The organism is Tardiphaga sp. P4_G1 (assembly GCF_056401215.1).
Window position 1 is genome coordinate 341,116 of record NZ_JBFUJU010000006.1, and the last position, 25,801, is coordinate 366,916.

Sequence of the window (25,801 nt, forward strand, 5' to 3'; positions counted from 1 at the left end):
GTCTTGGCATCTCACAACAGCGCTAACGCATGGACAGGCGTCCGTTCGCGCATGGCTACGACTTCTTCCCGTGAAACACCTCGTTCACGGTCTTGATCGCGCCGGTGTCCGACGCGGCATAGCCAGGCAGCTTGACCAGCACGTCATGAAACTCTGCGCTGCGCAGCAATGCGAGGATATGCTTCATCGGCTCCTGGTCGAGCAGCGTCTCGCGGCAAACGAAATAATAATCCTCGGTCAGCAACCGCACGAAATCCAGCCCGAATTGCCGCGCCGCAGCCTCGACGCCGAAGGCGACGTCGGCCATGTCGCTAGCGACATAAGCGGCGACGGCCGCGTGGGTGAACTCCACCTGCTGATAACCGTTGATCTGCTCGGGATCGATCTTGTGTTGACGAAGCAGCTGATCGAACAGCAACCCCGTGCCGGAATCCTGATCGCGGTTGACGAAGCGGATCGCGGGATTGATCAGCGCTTCCATGGAGGTGATGCGCAGCGGATTGCCCGGCTTCACCATCAGCCCCATTTCGCGGGTCGCGAAACCGACAACGCGATGGACGCGGTTGTCGACCCACTCCTTGCAGGCATTGACGCTGCGCTTGCGCAATTCGCCGCGCGGCAGATGCACGCCGGCGAGATCGCAGGTGTTATGCGCCAGCGACACCAGCGAGGTCTGGTTGCTGACATAGCGCAGATCGATACCCGTGCCCGCCGTGGTGTTCAGCATCTCGCGCAGTTTCGACACGGCAAAACCGTGACTGGCATGAACGCGGATGACCGCGGGATGATTAGGCAGCAGCTCCTTGAGTTCGGTCGCCAGTTCCTGCGCCAGATTGTCGAGCTGCGGTCCGAGCCGCGCTTCCAGCCGCTCGCCGGCCCAGACTAGCTTCTCGCCGAACGCCGTCAGCTTGGTGCCCTTGCCCTTGCTGCGCTCAACCACCGGCACGCCGAAGAAGGCCGACCAGTCATTCACCAGGCTCCACGCGTGGCGGTAGGACAGCTGGTTGCGGCTGGCCGCGAGCGTCAGCTTGCCGGTCTCGTTGATGTCCTTGAGAAAGCCGAGCATCACCGATGTCGGCTGGCGCGAACCCGGCTTGCGGAATCGCCAGATAGTTTCGATATCGATGCGCATCGTGCTTCCTATCGCCCTGCCACCTATGTTCGCGATTGCATATGTGCCGCCGCGCCGTGACTCACGTTCTCATATTTACTGTCGATGCCCCTCCTGATCCGATCGTCGAAACATCGGGAGGTATACACTATGCCAGAGATCTCACATGTCGATCTTGCCATTTCTGCATCGTCGAAACTGACGCGCAAACGGCTCCTCATCGACGGCCAGCAGGTCGAGCCGTTGTCCGGCCGATATTTCGATGTCCTCAATCCCGCGACGGGCGAGATCATCGCCGTCGTCGCCGAAGCCGACAGCGGCGATATCGACCGTGCGGTCCGCGCGGCGCGCAAGGCGCTTGAGGGTCCGTGGGGCCGCATGCGCGCGGCCGATCGCGGTCTCGTGCTGCAGCGTTTCGCACAACTGCTGGAAGATCACGCGCAGGAACTGATCGCGCTGGAAAGTCTCGATACCGGCAAGCCGCTCGCCGCCGTGCAGCGCCAGGACCTGCCTGCCGCCATCGATACGCTGCGTTACTATGCGGGCTGGGCCGACAAGATCAACGGACAGGTGATCCCGGCGCGCCATGACGCACTGACCTATACGGTGCGTGAGCCGATCGGCGTCGTCGGCGCCATCGTGCCATGGAATTTCCCGCTGATGATCGGGATGTGGAAGATCGCACCGGCGCTGGCCTGTGGCTGCACCGTCGTGCTGAAGCCGGCCGAGATCACGCCGCTTTCGGCACTGTGGATTGGCGAACTGGCACTGGACGCCGGCCTGCCGCCCGGCACGCTGAATATCGTGCCGGGATTTGGCAAGACCGCCGGCCGTGCCATGGTCGATCACCCCGACATTGACAAGATCACCTTCACGGGATCGCCGACCGTCGGCCGCGAAATCCTCGCCGGCGCTGCCGGCAATCTGAAGCGCGTCACGCTCGAACTCGGGGGCAAATCGGCCAATGTGATCTTCGACGACGCCGATCTGGATTCCGCCACCAAGGCCGCCGCTTCCGGCATCTTCTTCAATTCCGGCCAGGTCTGCTCGGCCGGTTCGCGCATTCTCGCGCATGCATCCATCTATGACGAGGTCGTGGAGCGCATGACGGCCCGTGCCAAGGCAATCCGCGTCGGCGATCCCACGCAGTCCGGCACGACGATGGGACCGATCGTCTCGGAACTGCAGATGAGGCGGGTGCTGGACTATGTCGATATCGGCACCAAGGAAGGCGCCATCGTGACGACCGGCGGCACGCGCATCGGCGACCGCGGCTATTTCGTCGCGCCTACGGTGTTCGCCAATGTCGAACACGAAATGCGTGTCTCGCAGGAGGAGATCTTCGGCCCGGTCGTCAGCATCATCAGGTTCTTCGATGAGGCCGATGCCATCAGCAAGGCCAATGGCACCAAATACAGCCTCGCCGCCGGTGTCTGGAGTTCGGATATCGGCCGCGTGCAGCGCTTCGCCAAACAGGTGAAAGCCGGCACGGTCTGGATCAACACCTATGGCTATACGGATGTTCGACTCCCCTGGGGCGGCTCGCGCGATTCCGGCTTCGGCCGCGAGCATGGCGATGCGGCGCTGGAGAACTTTACCGAGCCCAAGGCCGTCTGGATGAATCTCAACGTCTGAGGCAACCAGCGCATCCTTGCGCCACACAATTGGCTGTTGATCGTTATATTCTTATGGATATAACGATTGCCGGTCAATTGCGTGTGAGCCCTTCTTCATGAACCGTCACCGGCGTTCTGCCGTCGCCCTGCGTCATGTCGCTTTCGAGGACCTGGGCCTGCTGTCGTCGGTACTGGATCGTGAGGGATGGGACGTCTCGTTCTGCGATGCCGCCATTGATGACGTCTCCCACCGCTCCATCGAAGATGCCGACCTCCTGATCGTGCTGGGCGGCCCCATCGGCGTCTATGAGGCCGACGCCTACCCGTTCCTGACACGTGAGATCGCCCTGCTGGAACGGCGTCTCGCGCAGGGGCGCCCGACGCTCGGCATCTGCCTTGGCGCACAATTGATGGCCCGCGCACTCGGCGCCCGCGTCTATGCCGGCGATATCAAGGAGATCGGCTGGGGCCAGGTATCCCCGACCAAGCAGGGCGCGGCCTCATGCCTCGCGCCGCTCGCGGAGGATGGCGCCAGCGTTCTGCATTGGCATGGCGACACCTTCGATCTGCCGGAGGGCGCCATTCGCCTCGCCTCGAACGACGCCTATGACAACCAGGCCTTTGCCTATGGTCGCCATGCACTGGCGCTGCAGTTCCATCTCGAAGCCGATCCACGGCAGCTCGAGGAATGGTATGTCGGTCACGCGGTCGAACTGGCCGCCGCCGGCATTCCAATCGCGCAGCTGCGTTCAAACACCGCTGCCGTCGCCAACCGACTGCCAGTTCAGGCCGATCGCATTTTCACGCGCTGGATCCGCGAGATCGGTTGAACGATTCCAGACGCGAATTCACGATCATGAATTGGTCGCGAAGACCTCCCATGCAAGTCGTTTCGGGTTCCCCGCCTTTACCCGTTTCGCGAAAACGATATATTCCGCGCGCTACAACGGCACTTCAAACAAACGTCCGGGAGGATCACATTATGGGCTTGATGCAGCCAATCTCTGCCACCGCGCACCCCTACGCGAACGGCTCCTACAAGCAGATGCTGATCGACGGCAAATGGCAGGACGCCCAATCCGGCAAGAAGTTCGAAACGCATAATCCGGCCACCGGCGAACTGCTCGCCACCGTCGCCGAAGGCGATGCTGGGGATATCGACCTCGCGGTTGCCGCCGCCCGCCGTGCCTTCGAAGGTCCGTGGAGCAAGGCCAAGCCCTACGAGCGCCAGGCGCTGTTGCTGAAATTCGCCGAGCTCGTCGAGAAGCATTTCGATGAACTCGCTTTGCTCGATACGCTCGATATGGGCGCACCGGTCATGCGCACTTTCGCTGGCAAACAGCGCATCCTCGGCATGCTGCGCTTCTATGCCGGCCAGGCCACGCTGATCTATGGTGAGACCATCGAGAACTCGCTGCCAGGCGAGATCTTCTCCTACACGCTGAAGGAGCCCGTCGGCGTCGTCGGCGCGATCATTCCGTGGAACTCGCCGCTGTCAGCCAGCATCTGGAAGATCGGCCCTGCCATCGCCACCGGCTGCACCATCGTGCTGAAGCCGGCGGAAGAAGCCCCGCTGACCTCGCTACGCCTCGGTGAGCTGGCTTTGGAAGCCGGCTTCCCGGCGGGCGTCATCAACGTCGTGCCGGGCTATGGCGAAACGGCAGGCGCCGCGCTGGCCTCGCATATGGACGTCAACAAGGTCGCTTTCACCGGTTCCCACTTCACCGGCCAGTCGATCATCCGCGCCTCGGCCGGCAACCTCAAGCGCGTGTCGCTCGAGCTCGGCGGCAAGTCGCCGAACATCGTGTTCTCGGATGYCGATCTCGATGCGGCTGTTCCTGGCGCTGCCATGGCGGTGTTCGCGAATTCCGGGCAGATCTGCAGCGCCGGTACGCGTTTGTTCGTCGAAAAGAAGATCTATGACGAATTCGTCGGCCGGGTCGCCGAATTCGCTGGGAAGTTGAAGGTCGGTAATGGTGCCAACCCCGACACCCAGCTCGGGCCATTGGTCTCCAAGGAACAGCTCGACCGCGTCACCGGCTATCTCACCACCGGAAGCGGCGAAGGCGCCAAGGCGCTGTCCGGCGGTGGCCGCCTGATGGACGGCGAACTGTCGAAGGGCTTCTTCGTGCAGCCGACCGTGTTCGCCAACGTCCAGGACAACATGAAGATCGCGCAGGAAGAGATCTTCGGGCCGGTGATCTCGGCAATCTCGTTCACCGACATGGACGAACTGGTACAGCGCGCCAACAACACGACCTTCGGTCTCGGCAGCGGCGTCTGGACCAGGGATGTCAGCAAGGCGCATCGCCTCGCGAAGTCCCTGCAGGCCGGCTCGGTCTGGATCAATTGCTATCAGGCGATGGATCCTGCCGTGCCGTTTGGCGGCTACAAGATGAGTGGCTACGGACGCGAGTCCGGCGTCCACCACGTCGACGAATATCTGAACATCAAGGCGGTCTGGATCAACACCTGATCGCCGTTGTCACCGAAAAGAAAAGGCGCCGAGCAACGAGCCCGGCGCCTTTTTTTTTGCGCCGTCATCGCAAGGAGTCCTTGCGACGATCATTGGCGATTAAGCGACCGGCGCGGCACCGTATCGATCGCGCAGCTTGCGCTTGAAGATCTTGCCGGTCGACTCGCGCGGCAACGCCGTGTGGAAGTGGATTTCCTTCGGCACCTTGAAGTTGGCAAGCCGCTGCTTGAGATAGGCTTGGATCTCGGACGAGGAGAGCTGCGCATCATCTTCGAGTTCGACGCAGCCCACCAGTCGTTCGCCGAATTCGTCGTCGGGCACGCCGAACACCGCGCAGTCCCGCACGCCGTCCATGCCGATCAGCGTGTTTTCGATCTCTGCGGGATAGATGTTGACGCCGCCGGAGATGACCATGTCGCGCTTACGATCGCACATGAAGAGATAGCCGTCCTCGTCGAGATAGCCGACGTCACCGACGCTGATCAGGCCCTCACGGCTGGCTTCGGCCCGTGCGTCGGGGCGGCCCTGATAGTTGAAATCCGGCACCGAGGTTTGCCGCATGAAGATTTCACCGGGCACATTGACCGGACATTCCTTGCCGTCCACATCGAAGATCTTGACCACGCCCCCCTCGATGGTGCGACCGACAGTGCCCGGCTTCCTCAGCGCCTCCTCCGACGAATGCCAGATCGGCACCCCGGTTTCGGTGGAGCCGAGATATTCGTTGATCACCGGTCCCCACCACGCAATCATCGCCTGCTTCACATGGATCGGGCACGGCGCTGCGCCATGGATGATGAAGCGTAGCGACGACAGGTCGTAGCGCGACTTCACCTCGTCCGGCAGACGCAGCAGCCGCACGAACATAGTCGGCACCATATGCATGTTGGTGATGCGGTGCTTCTCGGTGAGCTGCAGCAGATCCTCGGGATCGAAACGCGGTTCGAGCACGATCGTGCTGCCATGACGGAATGCCATCAGCCCGTAGGAGCTTGGCGCCGAGTGATACATCGGCCCGTTCATCAGGATGATCTGATCCTCGTTCGGCTTCAGCCCATAGGCGATGCCGCCGACGCGCTCGGATGCCGCAGCCTGTTCCGGCGTCATGGCCGCGCGGGTCACGCCCTTGGGACGGCCCGTGGTGCCCGACGTGTAGAACATGGTCAGCGCGCGCTTGGGAACGTTCTCCATCGGCACCTGCTGCTCGCGCCAGATATCGAAGTCGGTACAGCCGGCACGCACTTCGGTCGCGGCCTCGGGAATACCATAGGCGACTGAGATTTCCGGCGGCGTGCGGACGACCAGAAGCGGCAACCCCTTTGGCAGGTTTTCCGCGATCTCCGGCAACAAGTCGGCGTGGCAGACCAGCAGCTTCGCGCCACTGTCAGCAAGAATATAGCTGACCTCTTCACCTTTCAGATGCCAGTTGATCGGGACCACACGCGCGCCGAGCGCACCTGCGCCGAACGCAGTCTCGAACAGCGCGAAATCGTTGCGCAGCATCATGCCGACCGGCGCATCGGCGCCTGCGCCGAGGCTCTTGAATCCGGTCGCCACCTTGGCGATGCGCTGCATGATGTCCGGATAGCTGATCGCCCGGTCGCCGCTGATAATCATTGTCCGCCCTTATATTGTTCTTGAATCGATCGAAGCCATCGCTGGCTTCGATCCTTGTTCTGTCGATGTGATGGTACAGATGCTCACTGGTCGTCGAGCAATTCGCCAAAGCCTTCCCAGTTCTTGCCGTTGAAACGGCGCAGCCGCAGTTGCTGGAACGAAAGATAGTCATCCTTGTCGGTATTGACCGTGACGCCCGACAGCAACAGCGGCAGCTTGACGTTCTTCATCGACGTCGCCTGACGCAGGATATTCTCCCGGCTGACGTCATCGCCGCACGCTTTCAGGATATGCGTGATGAGATGTGCATTCAGGAAGCCGGTCGCATAATTGGTGTTGCGCGGATCGGCTGACGGCAGGCTCTCTTTCATGAAAGCGAAATAGGCCTTCACGTCCTCGTCGTTGGCCCATGACGCGTCATTGATGTCTTTCTGATAACTCGACGTGATCAGGCCGGTGGCGTTGTCCAGACCTGCCGGCTCCAGAAAGGTGATCGACGAAGCGGACGTGGGGACGAACATCAGGTCCGGCTTCCAGCCGATTTCCGCAACGCCCTTGATCATCTGCGACGAGAATTTGCCGACCACCGCGCCAAACAGCACATTCGCGCCGGACGATTTGAGCGCCGCAAGCTGCGACGAGATCGTCGGCGCACTAGTCTCATAGGTCGCCTCGGATACGATCATACTGGCGGCCTTGTCGCCCAGCGCACGTTTAAAGCCAGCCACATAGTCTTTGCCGAGATCGTCGTTCTGCGCGAGAATGGCGATCTTGGCATCCGGCTTGGTCTTCAACACGTGCTTGGCGTAGACAACGCCTTCCGATTCATAGGCGGCCATGCCCGGCATGGTCCACGGAAAACCTTTCGGATCCGCCCATTTGGTCGCGCCTGATAGCACGAACAGCTGCGGGATTTTCTTGCTGTTCAAATAGCGATGCACCGCGTTGTTGGTCGCGGTGCCGAGCGTCCCGAACATCATCAGAACCTCATCCTGCTCCACCAGTTTGCGGGTCTGCTCCACGGTCTTCGGCGGCGAATAGGCGTCATCGAGACTGATGAACTTGATCTTGCGCCCGTTGATGCCGCCTTCGGCGTTGAGCTTGGCAAAATAGGCTTCCTGCGCGCGGCCGATCACGCCGAAGCCCGAGAGCGGACCGCTATAGGGAAGCGTCTGCCCGATCTTGATCTCTTCCTTGCTGTTGGCCGCGGCTTGCGTCGGCGCATTCACGCAGACGGCAAAAGCGAACAGCCCAAGCGTCCTCAGCATGACTGATGTCATGATTGTCTTCTCCCCGTTATATTTTTACCGGGCCGCGCTTATGCGCGTGCCCGTCTCGCAAAGTCTCCGGTCGCTTCCGCATATTCGCGCTTCAGGCGATCCACGAGTTCTGCCACCGGGGGAGCATCAACGATCTGGCCGATACCCTGGCCGCAACCCCAGATGTCCTTCCAGGCCTTGACCTTCATGTTACCGCCGGAGCCGAAGTTCATCTTGGTCTTGTCAGCCACCGGAAGATTGTCGGGATCGAGGCCGGCGGCTGCGATGGACGGGCCGAGATAGTTGCCGTGAATACCGGTGAACAGGTTGGTGTAGACCGTGTCATGCGCGGCGAATTCGGTCAGCGCCTTCTTGTAGGCCGGGTCGGCATTAGCTTCTTCGGTCGCAATGAAGCGCGTGCCCATATAAGCGAGGTCTGCGCCGAGCGCGAGCGCCGACGCAATCCCGTAACCGTCAGAGATTGCACCAGATACCAGCACAGTCCCCTTGAACCACTGCTTCACTTCGCGCACCAGCGCAAAGGGCGACAGCGTGCCGGCATGGCCACCCGCACCGGCGCAGACCAGGATCAGTCCATCGACGCCCTGCTCGGCTGCCTTGCGCGCATGCTTGACGTTGATAACGTCATGAAACACGACGCCGCCATAGGAATGCGCGGCCTCGACGATCTCCGAGGGCGGGCGCAACGAGGTGATGATGATCGGAACCTTGTGCTTCACACAGGTTTCCATGTCCTTCATCAACCGGTCGTTGGACGCGTGGCAGATCTGGTTCACCGCATAGGGCGCGACCTTCTTGCCGGGATTCTTCGCTTTGTATTCGCCGAGCTCATCCTCGATGCGCGTCAGCCACTGATCGAGCACTTCCACCGGCCGCGCATTCAGCGCTGGAAACGAACCGACGATACCGGCCTTGCATTGCGCAATGACGAGTTCAGGACCGGAGACGATGAACAGCGGGGAACCGAGCACAGGCAGCTCGAGGGTGCCATCGAGAGCTTTGGGGAGCGACATAAGCGTTTCCTTATATTTTTATAATCGAACTATAAGGGTTGACCGCCCGTGCGTGTTGTTCGAATTTGAACAATAAGCCTTCCGGATTTGATCACATGGACTGGGATCTCTGTCGCACCTTCAATGCCGTGGTCGACGCCGGAAGCTATCTCGGCGCGTCCAGGCAGTTGCGCACCAGCCACCCGACCGTGAGCCGCGAGGTCGCGGCGCTGGAGAAGCAACTTGGCACCAAGCTGTTCGTGCGCTCCGACGAAGGGCTGGTGCTGACTGCCCGCGGGCGGCGCTTTCATGAGAGCACCAAAGCGATGGCCGAGGCCGCGCTGAAAGCAGAAGCTGCCGCCGGCGCGTCGGGCCAGAGCGCACGCGGCGTGGTCAAGGTGTCGATCGGACCGACGCTGGCGAATTTCTGGCTGATGCCGCATATCGGCGCTTTCATCCGCCAGCACCCGCATGTCGAGATCCAGCTGGTGACGCATCCCTTCCCGGTCAGCGTGCGCAAGCGCGAAGCCGACATCGTGCTGCGGCTGTATCAGACCGGCGACGAAAATCTCACCGGACGGAAAATCGCCAAGCTCGGCGTTGGCTTCTACGCCTCGCGCGATTACGCAGCGCGATGCCCGCTGCCCGAACAGCGGGCCGCTTGGAAGGACCACACTGTCATCGGCTTCGCCGACAAATCGTCGAACTCCGAACTCGGACGCTGGAGCGACCACATCACCAAGGACGCCACCGTCGCCATCCGCTGCTCGTCGCAAGCGGATATGCTTGCGGCCGTCCGCGCAGGAATTGGCATCTGCGTGCTGTCATGCATCGTCGGCGACGCCCATGCGGATCTGATCCGCGTGGCACCGCAGAAGCTGGCCAGCCTCTCTGATATCTGGCTGCTGGCGCATCCGGACCTCATCGATCAGCCGTCGGTGCGCGCCGTGCTGGAATTCATCACGGCCTGCGCGCGCGACGACCGCGCGCTGTTACGCGGCCGATGATGTCGCGCCCTTGCCGGGAAGTGGCGCCGCACGGCTGACATAGCGTCCCTCGCCTTTTCCGCCGACGAGCTTGCCGTCGCGCGTCACGAATTTCCCGCGCAGCATCGTTGCCACCGGCCAGCCGGTGATATCCATGCCCTCATAGGGCGTGTAGTCCGCGCCGTGATGCAAGTTCGCCTGGGTAAGCGTTGCTTGGCGCTTCGGATCCCACAGCGCGATATCGGCATCGTAGCCGATGGCGATGGAGCCCTTGCCGGTGAGGCCATAGGTCTTCGCATGATTGGTCGATGTCAGCGCCACGAACTGGTTGAGCGTGATGCGGCCCTTGCTGACGCCTTCCGAGAACAGGATCGGAAGGCGCGTCTCGACACCGGGAATGCCATTCGGAATCCAGCGGAAGCTGGTACGCGCGTTGGGTGGCTGCTTGCCCTGCACGTCGTCATAGCGGAACGGGCAATGGTCGGAGGAGAACAGGGAGAACACACCCTGCTGCAAACCTTCCCAGCATGCCTGCTGGCTAGCGAGATCGCGCGGTGGTGGCGAACAGACATATTTCGCGCCCTCCATGCCCAGATCCTTCAGGTCTTCCTCTGTCAGCACCAGATATTGCGGGCAGGTCTCGCCATGGATCGTCAGCCCGCGCATTTGCGCACGGCGGATCTCTTCCATGGATTCACGATTGGAGACATGAACCACCACCATCGACACGTCGACCAGTTCGGCCAATGAGATCGCGCGATGCGTGGCCTCGCGCTCGACAACGATGGGACGTGACTTGGCATGAAAATAGGGACCGACATTGCCGTCACGTTCGAGCTTGTCGACCAGAAAGCGGATGGCGTCGTAATTCTCCGCATGAACCTGAACCAGTGCACCGGATTCACGCGCCACGGCCAGTACCTGCAGGATCTGCAGATCGCTCAGTGCAAGGTCTTCATAGGTCATGAAGACCTTGAGCGAGGTGTATCCATCGGCGATCAAGGCTGGCAGCTCCTGCCCGAGTACCGCTTCACTGGGATCGGCGATGATCAGGTGGAAGGAATGATCGATATGGCAATTCTGATCGGCAAGCGTGTGATAATTCTTCAACGCCTCGCGGATCGGTTGGCCCTTCGCCTGCAGACAGTAAGGCATCACGAAAGTGTTGCCGCCGAAGGCTGCGGCCCGCGTGGCGCTTTCGAAATCGTCGGCCATGACGATGCCGGGGCCGGATGGTTGCGCAATATGAACGTGGCTGTCGATACCGCCGGGCAGCACCAGCAGACCGGTTGCATCGACCGTCTCGGTCGCGTCGGTCAGCGCTTCGCCGATGGCAACGATGCGGCCGTTCCTGATGCCGACATCGGCTTTGTAGGTTTCGCTTGCGGTTGCAATGGTGCCATGACGAAAGACGGTATCGAAAGCGGTCATGAGCAAAACCTCATCAATTAAGCAACGCAGGTTGCATACAGACAAATACTAGACTTGCTGAAACAGCGATCCCCATTGGGTGACGCGTTTGGTATCGACGCCAGCCATCTTCAGGCATTTCCAGACCACCGTGGCAATGGTGTCATAGACCGGAATGCCCGTCTCCCTTTCCAGTTTCGCCGCGGATGGTGCAACTCTCAAATTGGTGCAGATGATCGTGATAGCGTCTGGCTTTTCCTTGGCCACGTCCCGCGTCATATCCTCAAGTTGCACAACGGGCACTTCGGAGAACGAGAAGTTATCCTGCAGGCCGAGGTGGCGTTCACCCTGGCACGCAAAGCCCAGCTTTTCATAATTCTCCAGAATCTTGGCCTGAACGTCGTCCAGATATGGCGTCACGTAACCCAGACGCTTCACCTTTTGATGTTCAAGAATCTCATTGAGAGCCAACATCGACGTTGTCGCAGGAATCCCGGTTGCTGCGGTGATCTGCTCACACAGGCGGACATCCGCCTCAAAGCCGAGCCAGCCAGAGGATGTTCCATTCCAGCCGATGACATCGACCTTCGCATGAGCCAGCAATTCTGCGGCCCGCAGGATTTCCGAATTGTCGAATTGGGCGAGCGCCTTGTTCGACAGCGCGATCTCCGTGACCTTGAAACGCGAGAAATGCGCCGAGACTTCGGGCAATTCGCCAAGCATAGCAGTCGTGATCGGCTCCAGCGCCGTGTTCGACGAAGGCGTCAGCATTCCGAGAAGCACACGTTTGGTCATGAATGATCCAGAGTTTCGAGGGATGGTTTCGTCCGTTCAGATCGAAGCAGATCGAGAACGTGACGTTTGATTTCGTTGAACTGCGGGCTGGTGATGTCGCGTGGCCGCGGCAGGTCCAACGGGATGATTTCGCGGATACGCCCCGGACGGGCGCTCATCACGGCAACATGCGTGCCCAGCGTCAGTGCTTCGTCGATGCCATGCGTGACGAAAACGATCGTGCCCTGGTGTTCCTGCCAGATCCGGACGAGTTCATTCTGCATATCCATCCGGGTCTGCTCATCGAGCGCGCCGAACGGCTCATCCATCAGGATGACCTGCGGATTCATCAGCAATGCACGGGCGATGCCGACACGCTGATTCATGCCGCCTGACAGTTCGGACGGATAATGATTTTCAAATCCCGTGAGCCCGACCATGTCGATATAGCGCTGTGCTGTTTCGCGGCGTACGGCCCTCTGGCCACCGCGCAGCAGCAGGTGGAAGCCGACATTCTCCCAGACCGGGAGCCACGGCATCAGGTTGGCCTGCTGAAACACCACGCCGCGCTCCGAACCGGGCGCCGTGATCAATTGACCATCGACGGTGACGGTGCCGGATGACGGCTTCTCGAAGCCTGCGATCATATTGAGAAGCGTGGACTTGCCGCATCCGCTGGGGCCGAGCAGACAGAGAAACTGGTTCTTCTCCACCTTGATATTGATGTCGTCGAGAGCCGTGACATCGGCCTTGCGTTTCGCGTCCTTGAAGATTTTGGAGACACCGGAGATTTCGATCGTCGCCATGACCTAGCTCTCCCCGCTCTGGATCGTCGTGTTGCGCTGCCAGTGCAGCACGCGCGCCATCACGAGACGGATGCCGAAGTCGCTGAGAAAACCGAGCAGACCGATGCTGGCCATCGCAGCCAGCACAAGGTCGTAGCGCAGGAAATAATAGGAATCCCACAGCACATAGCCGAGACCGCTTTTCACAGCGACCATCTCCGCCGTCACCGTCAGCATCCAGGCCGAGCCGATGCCGATCCGCAGACCGGCAAAGATGCTGGGCAGTGCGGCCGGCAGCACGATGAAGCGCAGCAGTTGGCGATTGCCGCCGCCGACCATCGCGCCGGCGCGGATCAGATTGCGATCGCAGCTCTTCACGCCGTGAATCGTATTGAGCAGGATCGGAAAAAACGCACCGAGGAACACCAGGAAAATCGCCGGCTTGTTGGCGATGCCGAACCAGATGATGGCGAGCGGAATCCACGACACCGGCGGGATCGGYCGGAGCGTCTGCAGCGTCGGCTCGATGATCACCTCGACAGTGCGGGACCATCCGATGGCGACTCCGATCGACACGGCCAGCGCCGTGGCGATGGCGAAACCCGCGAGAACGCGCGACAGGCTGGCGAGCATGTCGAACAGCCAGTTGCCGCTATAGGTCTGGGTATTGCCGTCGGTGCCGAACACCCAATCCGCCCAAGCCCAGGCCACGGTGGAAGGCGCCGGCAACAGCGCCGCAGGCAGTGCGCCGGACCGGGAAAACGCTTCCCAGCCGGCGAGGATCAGGACCGGCACGATATACCGATCCAGTCGCCTGAACATTGCGAGGGCCTGGGGCATGACCGGGCTCAGTAGCCGAGTTCGGATTTCGGCTTGCCGGTGGCAGCCTCCAGGAAGCGGTAGTCCATGTTCTTCTCAACCGCGGCGGTGACGTCGGAATTGATGTATTTCAGGTCGCGCATCATCGCGGCGATGGCGAGCGCCGATGCACGGTACATCTTCGGATCCGGATCGAGGTTTTCGACAGCGCCTGTGGCGATGGCCTTGTCGAGGCCGGTGATCTTGGAGATCACATCGATCAAAGCCCCCTTGTCCGCCGCGACGAATTCATCGACTTTCACAACCGCACGCACGGTCTCTTCGAGCTGCTTCGGCTTATCCTTGACGACATCCGACCGCGTCAGAATCAGGTTGGTGAGCTTTCCTGCAGCCTGATCGTAGGGAAGGCCGAACATCTTGGCGGCCTTGGCCTGAAGGATCTGGGTGGCGAAGGGCTCCACGGTGCAGATCAACTCGATTTCACCGCGACGCAGAGCCTGAAGGTGATCGGAGGGATTGGGAATGTTGACGAACTGCACATCCTTGTTGATGTCGATGCCCTGCTTGGCAAAGGCGCCGCGCATATGAATGTCCTGCGCGTTGCCGCGGGACGCCGCGACGCGGAATGGCTTTCCCGCTGCCTTGTAGTCGGCGATGACTTTCTTGAGCGAAGCCCAGTCATTCGGAACGATCGACAGATCATTACCGACCAACATTGCCGAACCGCCATTGACCTGCCCGGAAATAGCGACCACGTCGAAACCCTTGTCGAGCGCGATCGCATAATGAAGATAGGTCACCTGCGCGACGTCGATGTTCTTCGAGACAAGCGCAGTCAGCGCATCCGTGCCTGTGTTAAATCCAACCGCATCGATCTGAACGCCCTTGGCGTATTGCGGGGTGAGTGACATCGGTGTGCAATGCGCACATTTCGCATAGCCGAGCTTGATCACCGACTCGGACTGCGCCATCGCGGCCGGGGCAATCGATGCCAAACAAAGCGCAATCAGAATGCCGAGCAGATTTTTCTTCATCGTCGCAATCTCCGGAGTGGGTGGCGGTGAATTCACGATACGTCCACCACTCAGCAAGCCTCATGCCAATCCGGATACGATATACAATAGTAAAATTATGTAGCAATATCAATTACTATGAATTATTGTTATCTCGACTTCGATGCTGCATTTTTGGGCGAAGGATGTCGTGTGGAGGCAACCTCGCTACCCGAGAGACTGAACCATGAGTGAGATTGCCCCACGCGCAAAGCTTCGGACGCGCTTCAAGCCGACACGGCTAAAGCTCTCCTCTGATCATTCAAAACGGCCGCTGGACCGTATGTCGTTGCACGATCAACTCGTCGCGAAGGTGCGCGAAATGATTGTCGATGGCGAACTCCAGGCCGGAGCCCCTTTGCCAGAAAAGATGTTGTGCGAAACGTTCGGCGTATCGCGCACACCGTTGCGCGAAGCATTCAAGATACTGGCCTCCGAAGGGCTGATCGAACTGCGTCCTCACCGCACCCCTGTCGTCACCCCGGTCGACAGGGAAGAAATCGCAAACAGCTTTGCGATCATGGTCGCACTGGACGGCGTTGCCGGCGCCGAGGCTGCAATGCGCGCGACGGATGAAGATATTGTCCGACTCAATGCGATGCACGACCAGCTTGTTACCCTTCATCGCGGAGCATCGCGCCCGGCCTATTTCAGGCTGAACCAGGACATCCATATCGAGATTACCAGGCTCGCCAAGAATCCCGTGCTCCTCAATATCTGGACGACGTTGAACGCGAATATCTATCGGGCACGGGCCACCGCCAATTATGACGCGGCACGGTGGACGGAATCCGTAAGGGAACACGAGGCTTTCATGGCTCTGCTTCGCGCGCGCGACGCGCAAGGATTTGCAGCTTCCCTCAGCGCGCATACGCGCAAGACCGGCGATGCCGTTCTTGCGACATTGCAGATTGCGACCGACGCGAAGACCTAGCAGGCCTCTATCACGACGAATAAAGCCTGGGCCCGTATCGCTGCACACCGCATAATCGCCAAGCGCCTGCAAAACGTGCTTTGGGCATGGAGCGCGATGGTCCAAACAGGGGCGAAGGACCGCCCCGCGGTTCATAGGCTGATCGATGAAGATTCTCGTTTTTGGCGGCACCGGCTTTGTCGGATTGAATATCGCACAAGCCCTGTTGAAGCGCGGCCATGTGGTGACCCTGTTCGACCGCGCAGGCCTGCCACCGGCGGCGCAGCTTGCCTTCGCTGATCATGGCGACAGGCTTTCAGTGATCGACGGCGATGTGCTTGACCGAGCACTGATCGACGGTGTCATCGCGGCCGGCTTCGATGCCATCATTCTCGGCGCTGCGATCACGGCAAGCACAGAGCGCGATGCCGCCGATCCGGAAAGCATCCTGCAAGTCAACCTGATGGCGCAAACGCCGATTCTCGCAGTAGCGCGCCGCCATGGCGTCAAACGCGTGATCAATCTGTCGTCCGCCGGCGCCTACGGCGCCTCGGCGTTCAAATATCCCCTGCTCGATGAAGAGCTGCCCTGCGATCCCGTCTCGCTCTACGCGATCACCAAATTTGCATCGGAAAAAGTCGCCGCGCGCCTCGCCGCGCTCTGGCAGACCGATTTCATCAGCGTGCGGCTCAGCGCCGTGTTTGGACCATGGGAGCGCGCAACAGGCGTACGGGATACGCTCAGCCCGCTGATGCAGATTTTCGCGGCGCACGCGAAGCAGAGCGCCGCCATTCTGGTCCGTTCCGGCGTGCGGGACTGGATCTATGCGCCCGATGTCGCCGATGCCATGACTTTGCTGATTGAGGCGCCGAAGACGCAGCATCGCCTCTACAACATCTCAACCGCCACGCCGTGGTCAGCGCTGGAATGGGGCCAACAATTGACGGAATCCAATCCGGGCTTTGTTTGCCGCCTGGCCAGCGTCGGCGAAACCCCAACCATCGATCTGCATAGTGACAGCGACAGGGCACCGCTATCGGTCGCGCGATTGGAGCAGGAATTCGGATGGCGCGCCAAATTCGGCTGCGCCGACTCAGCCGCGGATCTGATCGACTGGTCGGCACGGCACAGCATAGGATGATGACATGAGACTTCAGGGGCGTACGGCAATCATCACCGGCGGAGGCTCTGGCATCGGCCAGGCCAGTGCCATGCTGTTCGCACAGGAAGGCGCGTTTGTCGCACTGGTCGATCGCGACGAGGCCGGCCTGAAAGAAACGCTGGCGACACTGCCCAATGCAACCAAGGCGTCGATGCATCTCGGTGATGTCGGCGACGGCGATTTCGCGCAGACCGTGGTCGGGGAGATCGTCGCCCGGCGCGGTCAGCTCGACGTGTTGATGACCTCGGCTGGCTTTTCCTGCGGCGGCACCGTGGCGACTACAGCGCCAGAAGATTGGGACGCCGTGTTTCGCACCAATGTCGGCGGCACCTGGCTGTGGGCGCGCGCGGCCATTCCGCAGATGCAGAAGCAGGGCAAGGGATCGATCATCACGCTGGCCTCGCAATTGGCCATTGCCGGCGGCAAGGGCAATAGCGCCTATATCGCAGCCAAAGGCGCGATCATCAGCCTGACACGCACCATGGCTGTGGATTTCGCCACCGACGGCATTCGCGTCAACGCGATCGCACCGGGCGCTATCGACACGCCGCTGCTGCGCCGCAGTTTCGCGCGCCATGCGGACCCCGAACCCGTGCGCGATGCCTCGCGCAATCGTCACGCCATGAAGCGTTTCGGTCTGGCCGAAGAAGTCGCGCAGACCGCGCTGCATCTGGCGAGCGATGCATCCTCGTTCACGACCGGCACGGTCATGCCGGTCGATGGCGGATGGCTCGCAGCATGAGCGACGCTCTCGCAGCGCTGGAAGCGCAGGTCCGCGACGATCTCCACAAGATTGCCCACCCGAACATGCCGTGGCTGCAGCCGAAATCCGCGCCGGACGGCACAGCCGCGCTGGACGTGCTGATCGTCGGCGCTGGACAGGGCGGCGTCACAGCGGCCTTTGGCCTGCTACGATCGCAGGTCACCAATATACTCGTTGTCGACAAAAGCGCCGAAGGCCGCGAAGGCCCCTGGCTCACCTACGCCCGCATGCCGACGCTGCGTAGCCCCAAACACTTCACCGGTCCTGATCTGGATATCCCCGCTCTCACCTATCAGTCATGGCACGAAGCCATGTTCGGGAAGGATCACTGGCAGGCGCTCGATCGCATCCCGCGCGGACACTGGGCGGACTATCTGCTGTGGTTCAGGCGCATTACCGGCGTGCCCGTACGCAATGGCTGCGAGGTCCTGGACATTGGGCCTGCCGCGAACGGCTTGCTTGCAGCAACCGTACAGAGCGCCGGCGGCATCGAAACTGTCCATGCGCGCAAGGTGCTGCTGGCGACAGGACAGGAAGGCATGGGCGACTGGATGATTCCGGAGCAACTCCAGCACCTGCCATCGTCGCTTTGCGTGAATGCATCCGCGGATATCGATTTCGATGCTCTGAGCGGCAAGACCGTCGCCGTGATCGGCGCCGGCGCATCCGCCTTCGACAATGCGGCAACCGCGCTCGAAGCCGGCGCTGAGGTGCACCTGTTGTGCCGCCGCGCGGAAATCCAGATCGTCCAGCCCTATCACTGGCTGACCTTCCGCGGGTTGCTGCGTCACTTCAGCGAACTCGACGATGCCTGGCGCTGGCGCTTCATGCGCCGGCTCATGGATTTGCGCGAAGGCTTCCCACAGCCGACCTGGGATCGCTGTGCACGGCATGCCGGCTTCCATCTGCACGAAAACGCGCCCGTTCAGTCGGCACAAAAAATAGGCAACCAAGTTGCGCTGCAGACACCACAGGGTACCTTCACCGCAGACTTCGTGATCTGCGGCACCGGCATCGACATGGATTTCTCGACTCGCCAAGAATTGCAGAGTTGCGCCGGCAATATCGCGATCTGGTCTGATCGCTACCAGCCGCCGGATACCGAGATCAGCCCACGCCTCGGTCGTTTCCCCTATCTCGCGGACGATTACGCGCTGATGGAACGCGTTCCCGGCACCACGCCGTGGATCGCCGACATCCATCTTTTCGCAATTGCGTCCACCATGAGCTTCGGCCCGTCGGGGTCATCGATCAATGCGATGACCACCGCGATCCCGAAACTGGTGCATGGCCTGACGCGCGGCTTGTTCCGCGCGGATATCGAGCGATACTGGACCGCGTTCGAGGCCTACGACGTTCCACAAGTGACCATTGCAAGGACGACGGAAGCTGCGGCAAAAAGCTAAAGGACCAAATTATCCCGACGAGGAAAGTTCTCCGCTTGGCACCTATCGACCATCGTTTGGCGCGTTCCTTGCTTCAGTGGATGCGTCGCTCGACAGCCTCGGCACTGACGAGTCCGTTCAGAGTTTCCGTCGAATTCAGAGGATAGGGTTATGGGACTGATCTATTCCAAGCAGATGCTCGGCGCCGCCGCAGCGCTGGCATTTTTCACCGCTGCCGTTCCTGCCAAGGCGCAGACCCGCGCCGAGACGCTGCGTTACGTGACCGGCGCCGCCGTCAACACGCTCGATCCCAATATTCCCGGCTCGACCCGCGAAGCCTTCGCTGTCAGCCTCTCGACCTATGATCGTCTGGTGTCGTTCGGCCGCAAGCAACTGAATGGCAAATGGGTGTTCGATCTGGACACCATCCGCGGCGAACTCGCAGAGTCCTACACGGTCAGCCCGGATGGCCTGAAGATCACCTTCAAGCTGCGCAGCAATGCGAAATTCCAGGACGGTTCGCCGGTCACGGCCGAAGACGTGAAGTGGTCGCTCGACCGCGCCGTCACCGCCAAGATCCTTGGCAAGGCGCAGCTGCTGACCGGTTCGCTCACCGATGCCAGCCAGTTCAAGGTGATCGATCCCACGACATTCGAAGTAACACTGCCGCAGCCGGACAAACTGGCGCTGCCGAACCTCGCCACGGTCTATCCGATCATCATCAATTCGAAACTCGCCAAGGCCCACGCCACCGAGGAAGATCCGTGGGCACAGGCCTGGCTCAAGGAAAACACTGCCGGATCGGGCGCCTATATCGTCGAGACCTTCAAGCCCGGCGAGCAGGTCATCCTCAAGCGCAACGACGCCTGGAATCGTGCCGCCGGCGACAAGCAGGCCTTCTTCAAGCGCCTGATCATCCAGTCGGTGCCGGAACCGGCAACGCGCGCCAACCTGGTTGAAAAAGGTGACGCCGATATCGTCATCGATCTGCAGGCCAGCGACGCGCAGGCATTAGAGGCCAAGGGCAAGCTGCAGGTGATCTCGACGCCGCAGTATAACGCCATCACCTTCATCTCGATGAACAACCAGATGGCTCCCTTCGACAAGCCGGACGTGCGTCGCGCCGTGGCCTATGCGCTGCCTTATGACGACATGTTCAAGGCGGCACTGTTCAGCCGCGGGGATTTGCTGGCCGGCGCGACCTGGGCCGATGGCAAGCCGCCGAGCGGTGCATTTCCGATCAAGCAGCCGATCAAGCTCGACCTCGAAAAGGCCAAGGCCTATCTGAAGGCCGCAGGCTATCCGGACGGTTTCTCGACCACGTTCAGCTTCAATGTGGGCCAGTCGGCAACTGCTGAGCCGATGGCTGCGCTGCTGAAGGAATCGCTCGCCAAGATCGGCATCAAGGTCGATATCCAGAAGCTGCCGGATGCGCAGATGTCGACTCAGATCACCGAGAAGAAGCTGCCCTTCTTCACCGAGGGCATCGTCGCCTGGCTGCCGTCGACCGACTACTTCTACCGCAACTTCTACACCGGCAATCAACGCTGGAACTACAGCTCTATCGACAATGCCGAGCTGACCGCGGTCGCGCAGAAGGCTCGTTTCGAGGCTGACAAGGCCAAGTACGAAGCCGACGGCAAGGTGCTGAACGCGATGAACTTCGACCTGATGCCCCAGATTCCGCTGTGGCAGCCGAGCCAGGACGCGGTGATGGCCTCGAACCTGACGGGCTACACCTATCAGTTCCATCGCCAGGTCGATTACCGCGACCTCAGCCGGAAGTGATTTTCCGAGCACCATGCGAGCGAATCCCGAAGCGCCCCTCAGTGGCGCTTCGGATCTACGCAGCTTGCGAACTTAACTTCAGCGAGCTGCCCATGACTACGAGTAACCGATCATGACGACTCTCGGCGCAACGGCCATCCGTGCAGCGCGACGCTTCGCATCCTCCTTGCCTGCGTTGTTCGGCGTGCTGATCTTCACCTTCCTGTTGATGCGCGTATTGCCGGGTGATCCCGCCGTGTTCTTTGCTTCGGGACCCAACTCCGGCAAGGAAGAGATCGAGACCATCCGCAAACAGATGGGTCTCGACAAGCCCGTGCCACAGCAACTGTTCCTTTATCTGTATGATGTCGGCCGCGGCAATCTTGGCCGTTCGCTAATGACAGGCCAGAACGTCACAAAGGACTTGCGTGAGCGCCTGCCGGCCTCCCTCGAACTCACCTTCTCGGCACTTCTGATCGCACTTGTTCTCGCAATCCCGCTGGGTGTCCTTGCAGCGCTGAAACCAGGATCGCTGGTCGATCACAGCGTGAGGCTCTTCTGCGCGCTCGGGGTCTGTGTCCCGACCTTCGTGTCGGGCCTGCTGCTGATCTATATCTTCTATTATCTGTTCGGCGTGTCGCCCGATCCGACCGGGCGCGTCGATATCTTCACGACGCTGCCGCCAGCACATACCAGCTTCCTGTTGATCGACTTTGCGCTCGCCGGCGACTTCGATGGCTGGTGGGCCGCATTCAAGCAATTGATCCTGCCGGCCTGCACCATGGCGCTGTTTGTTATCGCGCCACTGGCGCGTATCACCCGCGCCTCGATGCTGGCCTCGCTCGGCAGCGACTTCGTTCGCACCGCGCGTTCTGTCGGCCTGTCATGGTGGCGCATCATCGTCACCTATGCGTTGCGTAATGCGATCCTGCCGGTCATCACCATCGCCGGCATCGTGTTTTCGACCATGCTCGGTGCGAATGTGCTGGTGGAGAAGGTGTTCTCCTGGCCTGGCGTCGCCTCCTACGCGCTCGATGCGCTGCTGTCGTCGGACTATGCCCCGGTGCAGGGCTTCGTGCTGCTAATGGCTTCGGTCTTCGTTATCGTCAATCTCGTCGTCGATGTGCTCTATGGCATCGCCGATCCCAGGATTTCCATCGGATGAGCAGCGCAACACTTCAACACGCCGCGTTCATCCTCCGCGGCAACCCCATCACCGGCATCGCCGCCATCGGCGCATCGCTGCTAATCTTTGTCGGCATCTTCGGTCCGTGGATCGTGCCCTATGATCCCATCGTGTCAAACGTTCAGAACGCGCTGATGCCGCCGAGTGCTGCGCATTGGGCCGGCACCGATCAGCTTGGCCGCGATGTGTTCAGCCGCATCATCGTCGCCGCACAACTCGATCTAGCTATTGCAGTCTCCGCCGTTGGCATCTCCTTCGCGCTGGGCGCTGTCATCGGCGCCCTCTGCGGCTATTCAGGCGGCAAGCTCGATCGCGCCGTCGGCCGCTTTGTCGATGTGCTGATGGCGTTCCCGCTATTCGTGCTGGCCATGGCCATGGTTGCTGCCCTCGGCAATCGCGTCGAGAACATTGTCATCGCCACCGCCATCATCAACCTGCCGTTCTACATCCGCTTTGCACGTGCCGAAGTGAACGTGCGCCGCAACCTCGGCTGGGTCGAGGCCGCTCGCGCTTGCGGCGACAGTCATGTCTCTGTTGTACTGCGCTTTTTGCTGCCGAACGTGCTGCCTGCGATGGTGGTGCAGATGTCGCTCAATCTCGGCTGGGCCATCATCAATGCTGCCGGCCTCTCGTTCATCGGGCTCGGCGTCAAGCCGCCAACGCCTGAATGGGGCATTATGGTCGCTGAAGGCGCGCGTTTCATCTCCACCGGCAAATGGTGGCTGGTCGCGTTTCCCGGCCTGGCGCTGATGCTGGCTGTGCTGTGCTTCAATCTGCTTGGCGACGGGCTGCGTGATATTCTTGATCCGAGACAGCGAACGTGATGACGACACCAAAACCGCTGCTCGATATCGAGAATCTTCAGGTCACCTTCTCCACTCGTCGCGGTCCGGTCGAGGCTGTGCGCGGAATCTCGCTCTCGCTTGCCGAGGGCGAGACACTGGGCATCGTCGGCGAGAGTGGCTCCGGCAAATCTGTCACCGGTTTTGCGATGACGCGCCTACTGGACGCGTCGGGCAAGATCTCCGGCGGCCGCATCTCGTTCCGTGATCGCGACATCACCAAGATGACCAGCGCCAGCCTGCGCGAGATGCACGGCTCGGCGATGGCCATGATCTTCCAGAATCCGCGCGGCGCGCTTAATCCGATCCGCGCCATCGGCCAACAGATCGCCGATGCCATTTTGGCGCATCGCAAGATCTCCGCATCGGAGGCCCGCGCAGAATCGCTCGAACTGCTGCGGGCGGTGAAAATCCGCGATCCAGAGAAGCGGATGAACGCCTATCCGCACGAACTCTCTGGCGGCATGTGCCAGCGCGTCATGATCGCCATGGCAATCTCCAGCAATCCGGCGCTGCTGATCGCGGATGAGCCGACAACCGGCCTCGACGTCACCACGCAGAAGGTGGTGATGGATCTCCTCGCCAGCATCGCCGCGGAGCGGGGCATGGCGACGATCCTCATCACCCACGACCTCGGCCTCGCCGCCCGCTATTGCCGCCGCGTCGTGGTGATGGAACAGGGCAAACTCGTCGAGGAAGCCGACGCTCTGACGCTGTTCCGGTCGCCGCAGCATCCCTACACCAAGCGGCTCGTCGCAGCGTCGCCGACCGCGACCTCGCGCGTCGAGGATCTCGTGACCGACGACGAGAAGCTGCTGGTACCGGCCGCCCCCTTCGCTCCGCCGCCAAAGCCGGCGCATGGCACGCCGCCGCTGCTGGAAGTTCTCGATCTCGTCAAACGTTTCGACGACGGCACTGTTGGCGTCGAGAATTTCTCGATGGCGATTGCGCCTGGCGAAAGCGTTGGACTTGTCGGCGAGTCCGGCTCCGGCAAGAGCACGACCTCGCGCATGATCTGCCGCCTGCTCGATCAGAGCGAAGGCATCATCAATTTCAACGGCCAGTCGATCAGCCATATTCCGGCACGCGACTTTCACCGCGCGCCGCAGCGCCGCGACATCCAGATCGTCTTCCAGGACCCGAACGACAGCCTTAATCCGCGCTTCAACGCCTTCGACTGCATCGCGCATCCCCTGATCCGCCTGCTCGGCATGCGCAATGGAGCGGCGCTGCGCCAGCGCGTCGGCGAATGCGCTCACCGCGTCGGCCTCCCCGCCAATCTGCTGGAACGGTTTCCGCACCAGCTGTCGGGCGGCCAGAAAGCCCGCATCGGCATCGCGCGCGCGATTGCCTGCCGGCCGAAGCTTCTGGTGCTGGACGAGCCGACGGCCGCGCTCGACGTCTCCGTTCAGGCCGTGGTGTTGCAGCTCCTCGACCGGTTGCGTCGCGAAGACAATCTCGCCTTCCTGTTCGTCAGCCACGATCTCAACGTCGTGCGCATGATGTGCCAGCGGACCATCGTGCTGCGCAACGGCGCCATCGTCGAAGAAGGCGAGAGTCATCAGTTGTTCGACAGCCCGAAGACCGACTACACCCGCGAGCTCGTCGATGCAGTTCCGCATATCGAGATGATCGCCGCAGAAAAAATGGCCGCCGGCGCCTAGCCGCGGGTGGCTAGCGGCTAAACGCCTCAACGGACAGCCTTGTCCGGTTCCATTGGCGTAACCATACCGACTATAGTGTGAGTTATACCGGTGCCGGATACCTTGCATCCGCGCCTTATCTCGCAGAACATAAGACCAAGCGTCCCCAATGACGCAATAAAATCGGGAGGATTCCGTGCGGATCAAAGCCGTTCACGTTGCCTTGCTTGCCGTCATGGCGAGCTGTTCTGCGATCACGACCGGCGCGCACGCCCAGTGGCCGCAGAAACAAGTCACCTTCATCGTTCCCTTCGCAGCCGGCGGCGGCACCGACGCCTTTGCGCGGCCACTGGCGGCGCAGCTCGACACCCAACTCGGCAAGCGCGTCATCATCGAAAACCGCGCCGGTGCGGGCGGCACGGTTGGCGCTTCGGCGGCTGCCAAGGCGGCGCCTGACGGCTACACCTTCTTCATGGGTGCCGCGCATCACGCGATCGCCCCGTCGCTCTATCCCACCCTCGATTATGACATCGAGAAAGACTTCATCCCGGTGGCGCTGATCGCACGACCACCGCAGGTCATCGTGGTCAATCCAGACAAGGTCGCCGCCAAGACACTGGGTGAATTCATCGCCTATGCGAAGGCCAACCCGGACAAGCTCTCTTATGGATCGGCCGGCGCCGGCACGACGCATCACCTGGCCGGCGAGCTGTTCAAGATCCTGACCCAGACCAAGATCCAGCACGTGCCCTATCGCGGCGCCGGACCGGCAATGCAGGACCTGATCGCCGGTCACGTGCCCGTCGTGTTCGACGGTCTCGGCTCGTCCGCCGCGCCAATCCGCGCGGGGCAACTCCGCGCGCTGGCGATTGCCGCTCCGAAGCGCGTGGCAGCCTTCCCCGATCTGCCGACCGCGGCGGAAGCCGGTTTGCCGAATTATGAAGTCGCCACCTGGTACGGGCTGTTCGCCCCCAAGGGCACGCCGCCCGACGTGGTCGAGCGCATGGCGAAGGAATTGAAAGCTGCATTGCAGGTGCCGGCGATCAAGGAGGCGTGGGAGCGCAACGGCTCCGATGTTCCCGATGTCGCCGGCGCTGACTTCGGCAAGATGGTGTCGACCGAAGTCGCGCGTTGGCGCAAGGTCGTGACCGAGGCCAATGTGAAGCTGGACTGAATCGGCAGAATGACGAAGCCCGCCAGGCGTAAAGTCTGGCGGGCTTTT

At 61.2% G+C, this 25,801-nt stretch carries 22 protein-coding genes; 13 read left to right on the forward strand and 9 right to left on the reverse strand.

What is annotated here, in order from left to right; all coding sequences use genetic code 11:
* Nucleotides 1–55 precede the first annotated feature (55 nt).
* Entirely contained in the window at nt 56–1,132 is a 1,077-nt protein-coding gene (locus AC1DUY_RS16870; protein ID WP_068737365.1) for a substrate-binding domain-containing protein, read from the reverse strand.
* A 129-nt stretch (nt 1,133–1,261) separates the two neighbouring features.
* Here AC1DUY_RS16870 and AC1DUY_RS16875 point away from each other — a divergent pair, with 129 nt between their 5' ends.
* The 3 genes from AC1DUY_RS16875 to AC1DUY_RS16885 all read left to right on the forward strand — a co-directional run bounded on the left by AC1DUY_RS16875 (nt 1,262) and on the right by AC1DUY_RS16885 (nt 5,203).
* Complete coding sequence (locus AC1DUY_RS16875; protein ID WP_478115694.1) at nt 1,262–2,746, forward strand: aldehyde dehydrogenase family protein; 1,485 nt, start codon at nt 1,262–1,264, stop codon at nt 2,744–2,746.
* A gap of 97 nt (nt 2,747–2,843) precedes the next feature.
* Complete coding sequence (locus AC1DUY_RS16880) at nt 2,844–3,557, forward strand: glutamine amidotransferase (RefSeq protein ID WP_439063167.1); 714 nt, start codon at nt 2,844–2,846, stop codon at nt 3,555–3,557.
* Nucleotides 3,558–3,718: 161 nt separating this feature from the next.
* Entirely contained in the window at nt 3,719–5,203 is a 1,485-nt protein-coding gene (locus tag AC1DUY_RS16885; protein WP_478115696.1) for an aldehyde dehydrogenase family protein, read from the forward strand.
* Between the two features lie 99 nt (nt 5,204–5,302).
* Here AC1DUY_RS16885 and AC1DUY_RS16890 read toward each other — a convergent pair whose 3' ends face one another.
* From AC1DUY_RS16890 to AC1DUY_RS16900, 3 genes are all read right to left on the reverse strand, one after another.
* Nucleotides 5,303–6,820, reverse strand: coding sequence for an acyl-CoA synthetase (locus tag AC1DUY_RS16890; protein ID WP_478115698.1), 1,518 nt, complete (start codon nt 6,818–6,820; stop codon nt 5,303–5,305).
* 83 nt (nt 6,821–6,903) lie between these two features.
* Nucleotides 6,904–8,088 carry an ABC transporter substrate-binding protein gene (locus AC1DUY_RS16895; RefSeq protein WP_439062727.1) on the reverse strand — a complete coding sequence of 395 codons (1,185 nt, stop codon included), beginning with the start codon at nt 8,086–8,088 and terminating at the stop codon, nt 6,904–6,906.
* A 50-nt stretch (nt 8,089–8,138) separates the two neighbouring features.
* Nucleotides 8,139–9,113 (reverse strand): NAD(P)H-dependent flavin oxidoreductase, encoded by a 975-nt coding sequence (locus AC1DUY_RS16900; protein WP_089268011.1) that lies wholly within the window; start codon nt 9,111–9,113, stop codon nt 8,139–8,141.
* A 95-nt stretch (nt 9,114–9,208) separates the two neighbouring features.
* On the opposite strand from AC1DUY_RS16900, the gene AC1DUY_RS16905 reads away from it, so the two are divergent.
* Nucleotides 9,209–10,099 (forward strand): LysR family transcriptional regulator, encoded by an 891-nt coding sequence (locus AC1DUY_RS16905; protein WP_120288825.1) that lies wholly within the window; start codon nt 9,209–9,211, stop codon nt 10,097–10,099.
* Here AC1DUY_RS16905 and hydA read toward each other — a convergent pair.
* Genes hydA through AC1DUY_RS16930 form a run of 5 tightly spaced genes read right to left on the reverse strand, consistent with a single transcriptional unit; the run spans nt 10,085 to nt 14,900 of the window.
* Nucleotides 10,085–11,509, reverse strand: coding sequence for a dihydropyrimidinase (gene hydA / locus AC1DUY_RS16910; protein WP_478115701.1), 1,425 nt, complete (start codon nt 11,507–11,509; stop codon nt 10,085–10,087). The genes AC1DUY_RS16905 and hydA overlap by 15 nt on opposite strands.
* Before the next feature lie 48 nt (nt 11,510–11,557).
* Nucleotides 11,558–12,283, reverse strand: a complete 726-nt coding sequence (locus AC1DUY_RS16915; RefSeq protein ID WP_068737385.1) for a maleate cis-trans isomerase family protein — start codon at nt 12,281–12,283, stop codon at nt 11,558–11,560.
* The gene (locus AC1DUY_RS16920) at nt 12,280–13,068 is read right to left on the reverse strand and encodes an ABC transporter ATP-binding protein (protein ID WP_478115704.1); all 789 of its coding nucleotides are present in this window, start codon (nt 13,066–13,068) and stop codon (nt 12,280–12,282) included. The genes AC1DUY_RS16915 and AC1DUY_RS16920 overlap by 4 nt, the downstream gene beginning before the upstream one ends.
* A gap of 3 nt (nt 13,069–13,071) precedes the next feature.
* On the reverse strand, nt 13,072–13,887 hold the full coding sequence (locus AC1DUY_RS16925; RefSeq protein WP_478115706.1) for an ABC transporter permease: 816 nt from the start codon (nt 13,885–13,887) through the stop codon (nt 13,072–13,074).
* Between the two features lie 8 nt (nt 13,888–13,895).
* Entirely contained in the window at nt 13,896–14,900 is a 1,005-nt protein-coding gene (locus AC1DUY_RS16930; RefSeq protein WP_120288820.1) for an ABC transporter substrate-binding protein, read from the reverse strand.
* Nucleotides 14,901–15,105: 205 nt separating this feature from the next.
* On the opposite strand from AC1DUY_RS16930, the gene AC1DUY_RS16935 reads away from it, so the two are divergent.
* The 9 genes from AC1DUY_RS16935 to AC1DUY_RS16975 all read left to right on the forward strand — a co-directional run bounded on the left by AC1DUY_RS16935 (nt 15,106) and on the right by AC1DUY_RS16975 (nt 25,753).
* Nucleotides 15,106–15,852, forward strand: a complete 747-nt coding sequence (locus AC1DUY_RS16935) for a GntR family transcriptional regulator (protein WP_478115709.1) — start codon at nt 15,106–15,108, stop codon at nt 15,850–15,852.
* 145 nt (nt 15,853–15,997) lie between these two features.
* Nucleotides 15,998–16,972: an NAD-dependent epimerase/dehydratase family protein gene (locus AC1DUY_RS16940; RefSeq protein WP_478115711.1), complete on the forward strand. Its 975-nt coding sequence runs from the start codon at nt 15,998–16,000 to the stop codon at nt 16,970–16,972.
* A gap of 4 nt (nt 16,973–16,976) precedes the next feature.
* Nucleotides 16,977–17,735 carry an SDR family oxidoreductase gene (locus AC1DUY_RS16945; RefSeq protein WP_309946924.1) on the forward strand — a complete coding sequence of 253 codons (759 nt, stop codon included), beginning with the start codon at nt 16,977–16,979 and terminating at the stop codon, nt 17,733–17,735.
* Entirely contained in the window at nt 17,732–19,162 is a 1,431-nt protein-coding gene (locus AC1DUY_RS16950) for an NAD(P)-binding domain-containing protein (protein WP_478115713.1), read from the forward strand. Before AC1DUY_RS16945 ends, AC1DUY_RS16950 begins: the two co-directional genes overlap by 4 nt.
* 150 nt (nt 19,163–19,312) lie before the next feature.
* Entirely contained in the window at nt 19,313–20,929 is a 1,617-nt protein-coding gene (locus AC1DUY_RS16955) for an ABC transporter substrate-binding protein (protein ID WP_478115715.1), read from the forward strand.
* Between the two features lie 112 nt (nt 20,930–21,041).
* Entirely contained in the window at nt 21,042–22,073 is a 1,032-nt protein-coding gene (locus AC1DUY_RS16960) for an ABC transporter permease (RefSeq protein ID WP_478115717.1), read from the forward strand.
* Nucleotides 22,070–22,918 (forward strand): ABC transporter permease, encoded by an 849-nt coding sequence (locus AC1DUY_RS16965; RefSeq protein ID WP_478115719.1) that lies wholly within the window; start codon nt 22,070–22,072, stop codon nt 22,916–22,918. The genes AC1DUY_RS16960 and AC1DUY_RS16965 overlap by 4 nt, the downstream gene beginning before the upstream one ends.
* A complete protein-coding gene (gene nikE / locus AC1DUY_RS16970; RefSeq protein ID WP_478115721.1) occupies nt 22,918–24,600 on the forward strand; it encodes a nickel ABC transporter ATP-binding protein NikE in 1,683 nt (560 codons plus the stop codon). The genes AC1DUY_RS16965 and nikE overlap by 1 nt, the downstream gene beginning before the upstream one ends.
* A 175-nt stretch (nt 24,601–24,775) precedes the next feature.
* Nucleotides 24,776–25,753 carry a Bug family tripartite tricarboxylate transporter substrate binding protein gene (locus AC1DUY_RS16975; protein WP_478115723.1) on the forward strand — a complete coding sequence of 326 codons (978 nt, stop codon included), beginning with the start codon at nt 24,776–24,778 and terminating at the stop codon, nt 25,751–25,753.
* The last annotated feature ends 48 nt before the right edge of the window (nt 25,754–25,801 follow it).

Bases quoted from the DNA above. Each gene is read 5' to 3' on its own strand.
- AC1DUY_RS16870 (WP_068737365.1), bottom strand. From the start codon at position 1,132: ATGCGCATCGATATCGAAACTATCTGGCGATTCCGCAAGCCGGGTTCG.
- AC1DUY_RS16875 (WP_478115694.1), top strand. From the start codon at position 1,262: ATGCCAGAGATCTCACATGTCGATCTTGCCATTTCTGCATCGTCGAAA.
- AC1DUY_RS16880 (WP_439063167.1), top strand. From the start codon at position 2,844: ATGAACCGTCACCGGCGTTCTGCCGTCGCCCTGCGTCATGTCGCTTTC.
- AC1DUY_RS16890 (WP_478115698.1), bottom strand. From the start codon at position 6,820: ATGATTATCAGCGGCGACCGGGCGATCAGCTATCCGGACATCATGCAG.
- AC1DUY_RS16895 (WP_439062727.1), bottom strand. From the start codon at position 8,088: ATGCTGAGGACGCTTGGGCTGTTCGCTTTTGCCGTCTGCGTGAATGCG.
- AC1DUY_RS16900 (WP_089268011.1), bottom strand. From the start codon at position 9,113: ATGTCGCTCCCCAAAGCTCTCGATGGCACCCTCGAGCTGCCTGTGCTC.
- AC1DUY_RS16905 (WP_120288825.1), top strand. From the start codon at position 9,209: ATGGACTGGGATCTCTGTCGCACCTTCAATGCCGTGGTCGACGCCGGA.
- hydA (WP_478115701.1), bottom strand. From the start codon at position 11,509: ATGACCGCTTTCGATACCGTCTTTCGTCATGGCACCATTGCAACCGCA.
- AC1DUY_RS16915 (WP_068737385.1), bottom strand. From the start codon at position 12,283: ATGACCAAACGTGTGCTTCTCGGAATGCTGACGCCTTCGTCGAACACG.
- AC1DUY_RS16920 (WP_478115704.1), bottom strand. From the start codon at position 13,068: ATGGCGACGATCGAAATCTCCGGTGTCTCCAAAATCTTCAAGGACGCG.
- AC1DUY_RS16930 (WP_120288820.1), bottom strand. From the start codon at position 14,900: ATGAAGAAAAATCTGCTCGGCATTCTGATTGCGCTTTGTTTGGCATCG.
- AC1DUY_RS16935 (WP_478115709.1), top strand. From the start codon at position 15,106: ATGAGTGAGATTGCCCCACGCGCAAAGCTTCGGACGCGCTTCAAGCCG.
- AC1DUY_RS16940 (WP_478115711.1), top strand. From the start codon at position 15,998: ATGAAGATTCTCGTTTTTGGCGGCACCGGCTTTGTCGGATTGAATATC.
- AC1DUY_RS16945 (WP_309946924.1), top strand. From the start codon at position 16,977: ATGAGACTTCAGGGGCGTACGGCAATCATCACCGGCGGAGGCTCTGGC.
- AC1DUY_RS16950 (WP_478115713.1), top strand. From the start codon at position 17,732: ATGAGCGACGCTCTCGCAGCGCTGGAAGCGCAGGTCCGCGACGATCTC.
- AC1DUY_RS16955 (WP_478115715.1), top strand. From the start codon at position 19,313: ATGGGACTGATCTATTCCAAGCAGATGCTCGGCGCCGCCGCAGCGCTG.
- AC1DUY_RS16960 (WP_478115717.1), top strand. From the start codon at position 21,042: ATGACGACTCTCGGCGCAACGGCCATCCGTGCAGCGCGACGCTTCGCA.
- AC1DUY_RS16965 (WP_478115719.1), top strand. From the start codon at position 22,070: ATGAGCAGCGCAACACTTCAACACGCCGCGTTCATCCTCCGCGGCAAC.
- nikE (WP_478115721.1), top strand. From the start codon at position 22,918: ATGACGACACCAAAACCGCTGCTCGATATCGAGAATCTTCAGGTCACC.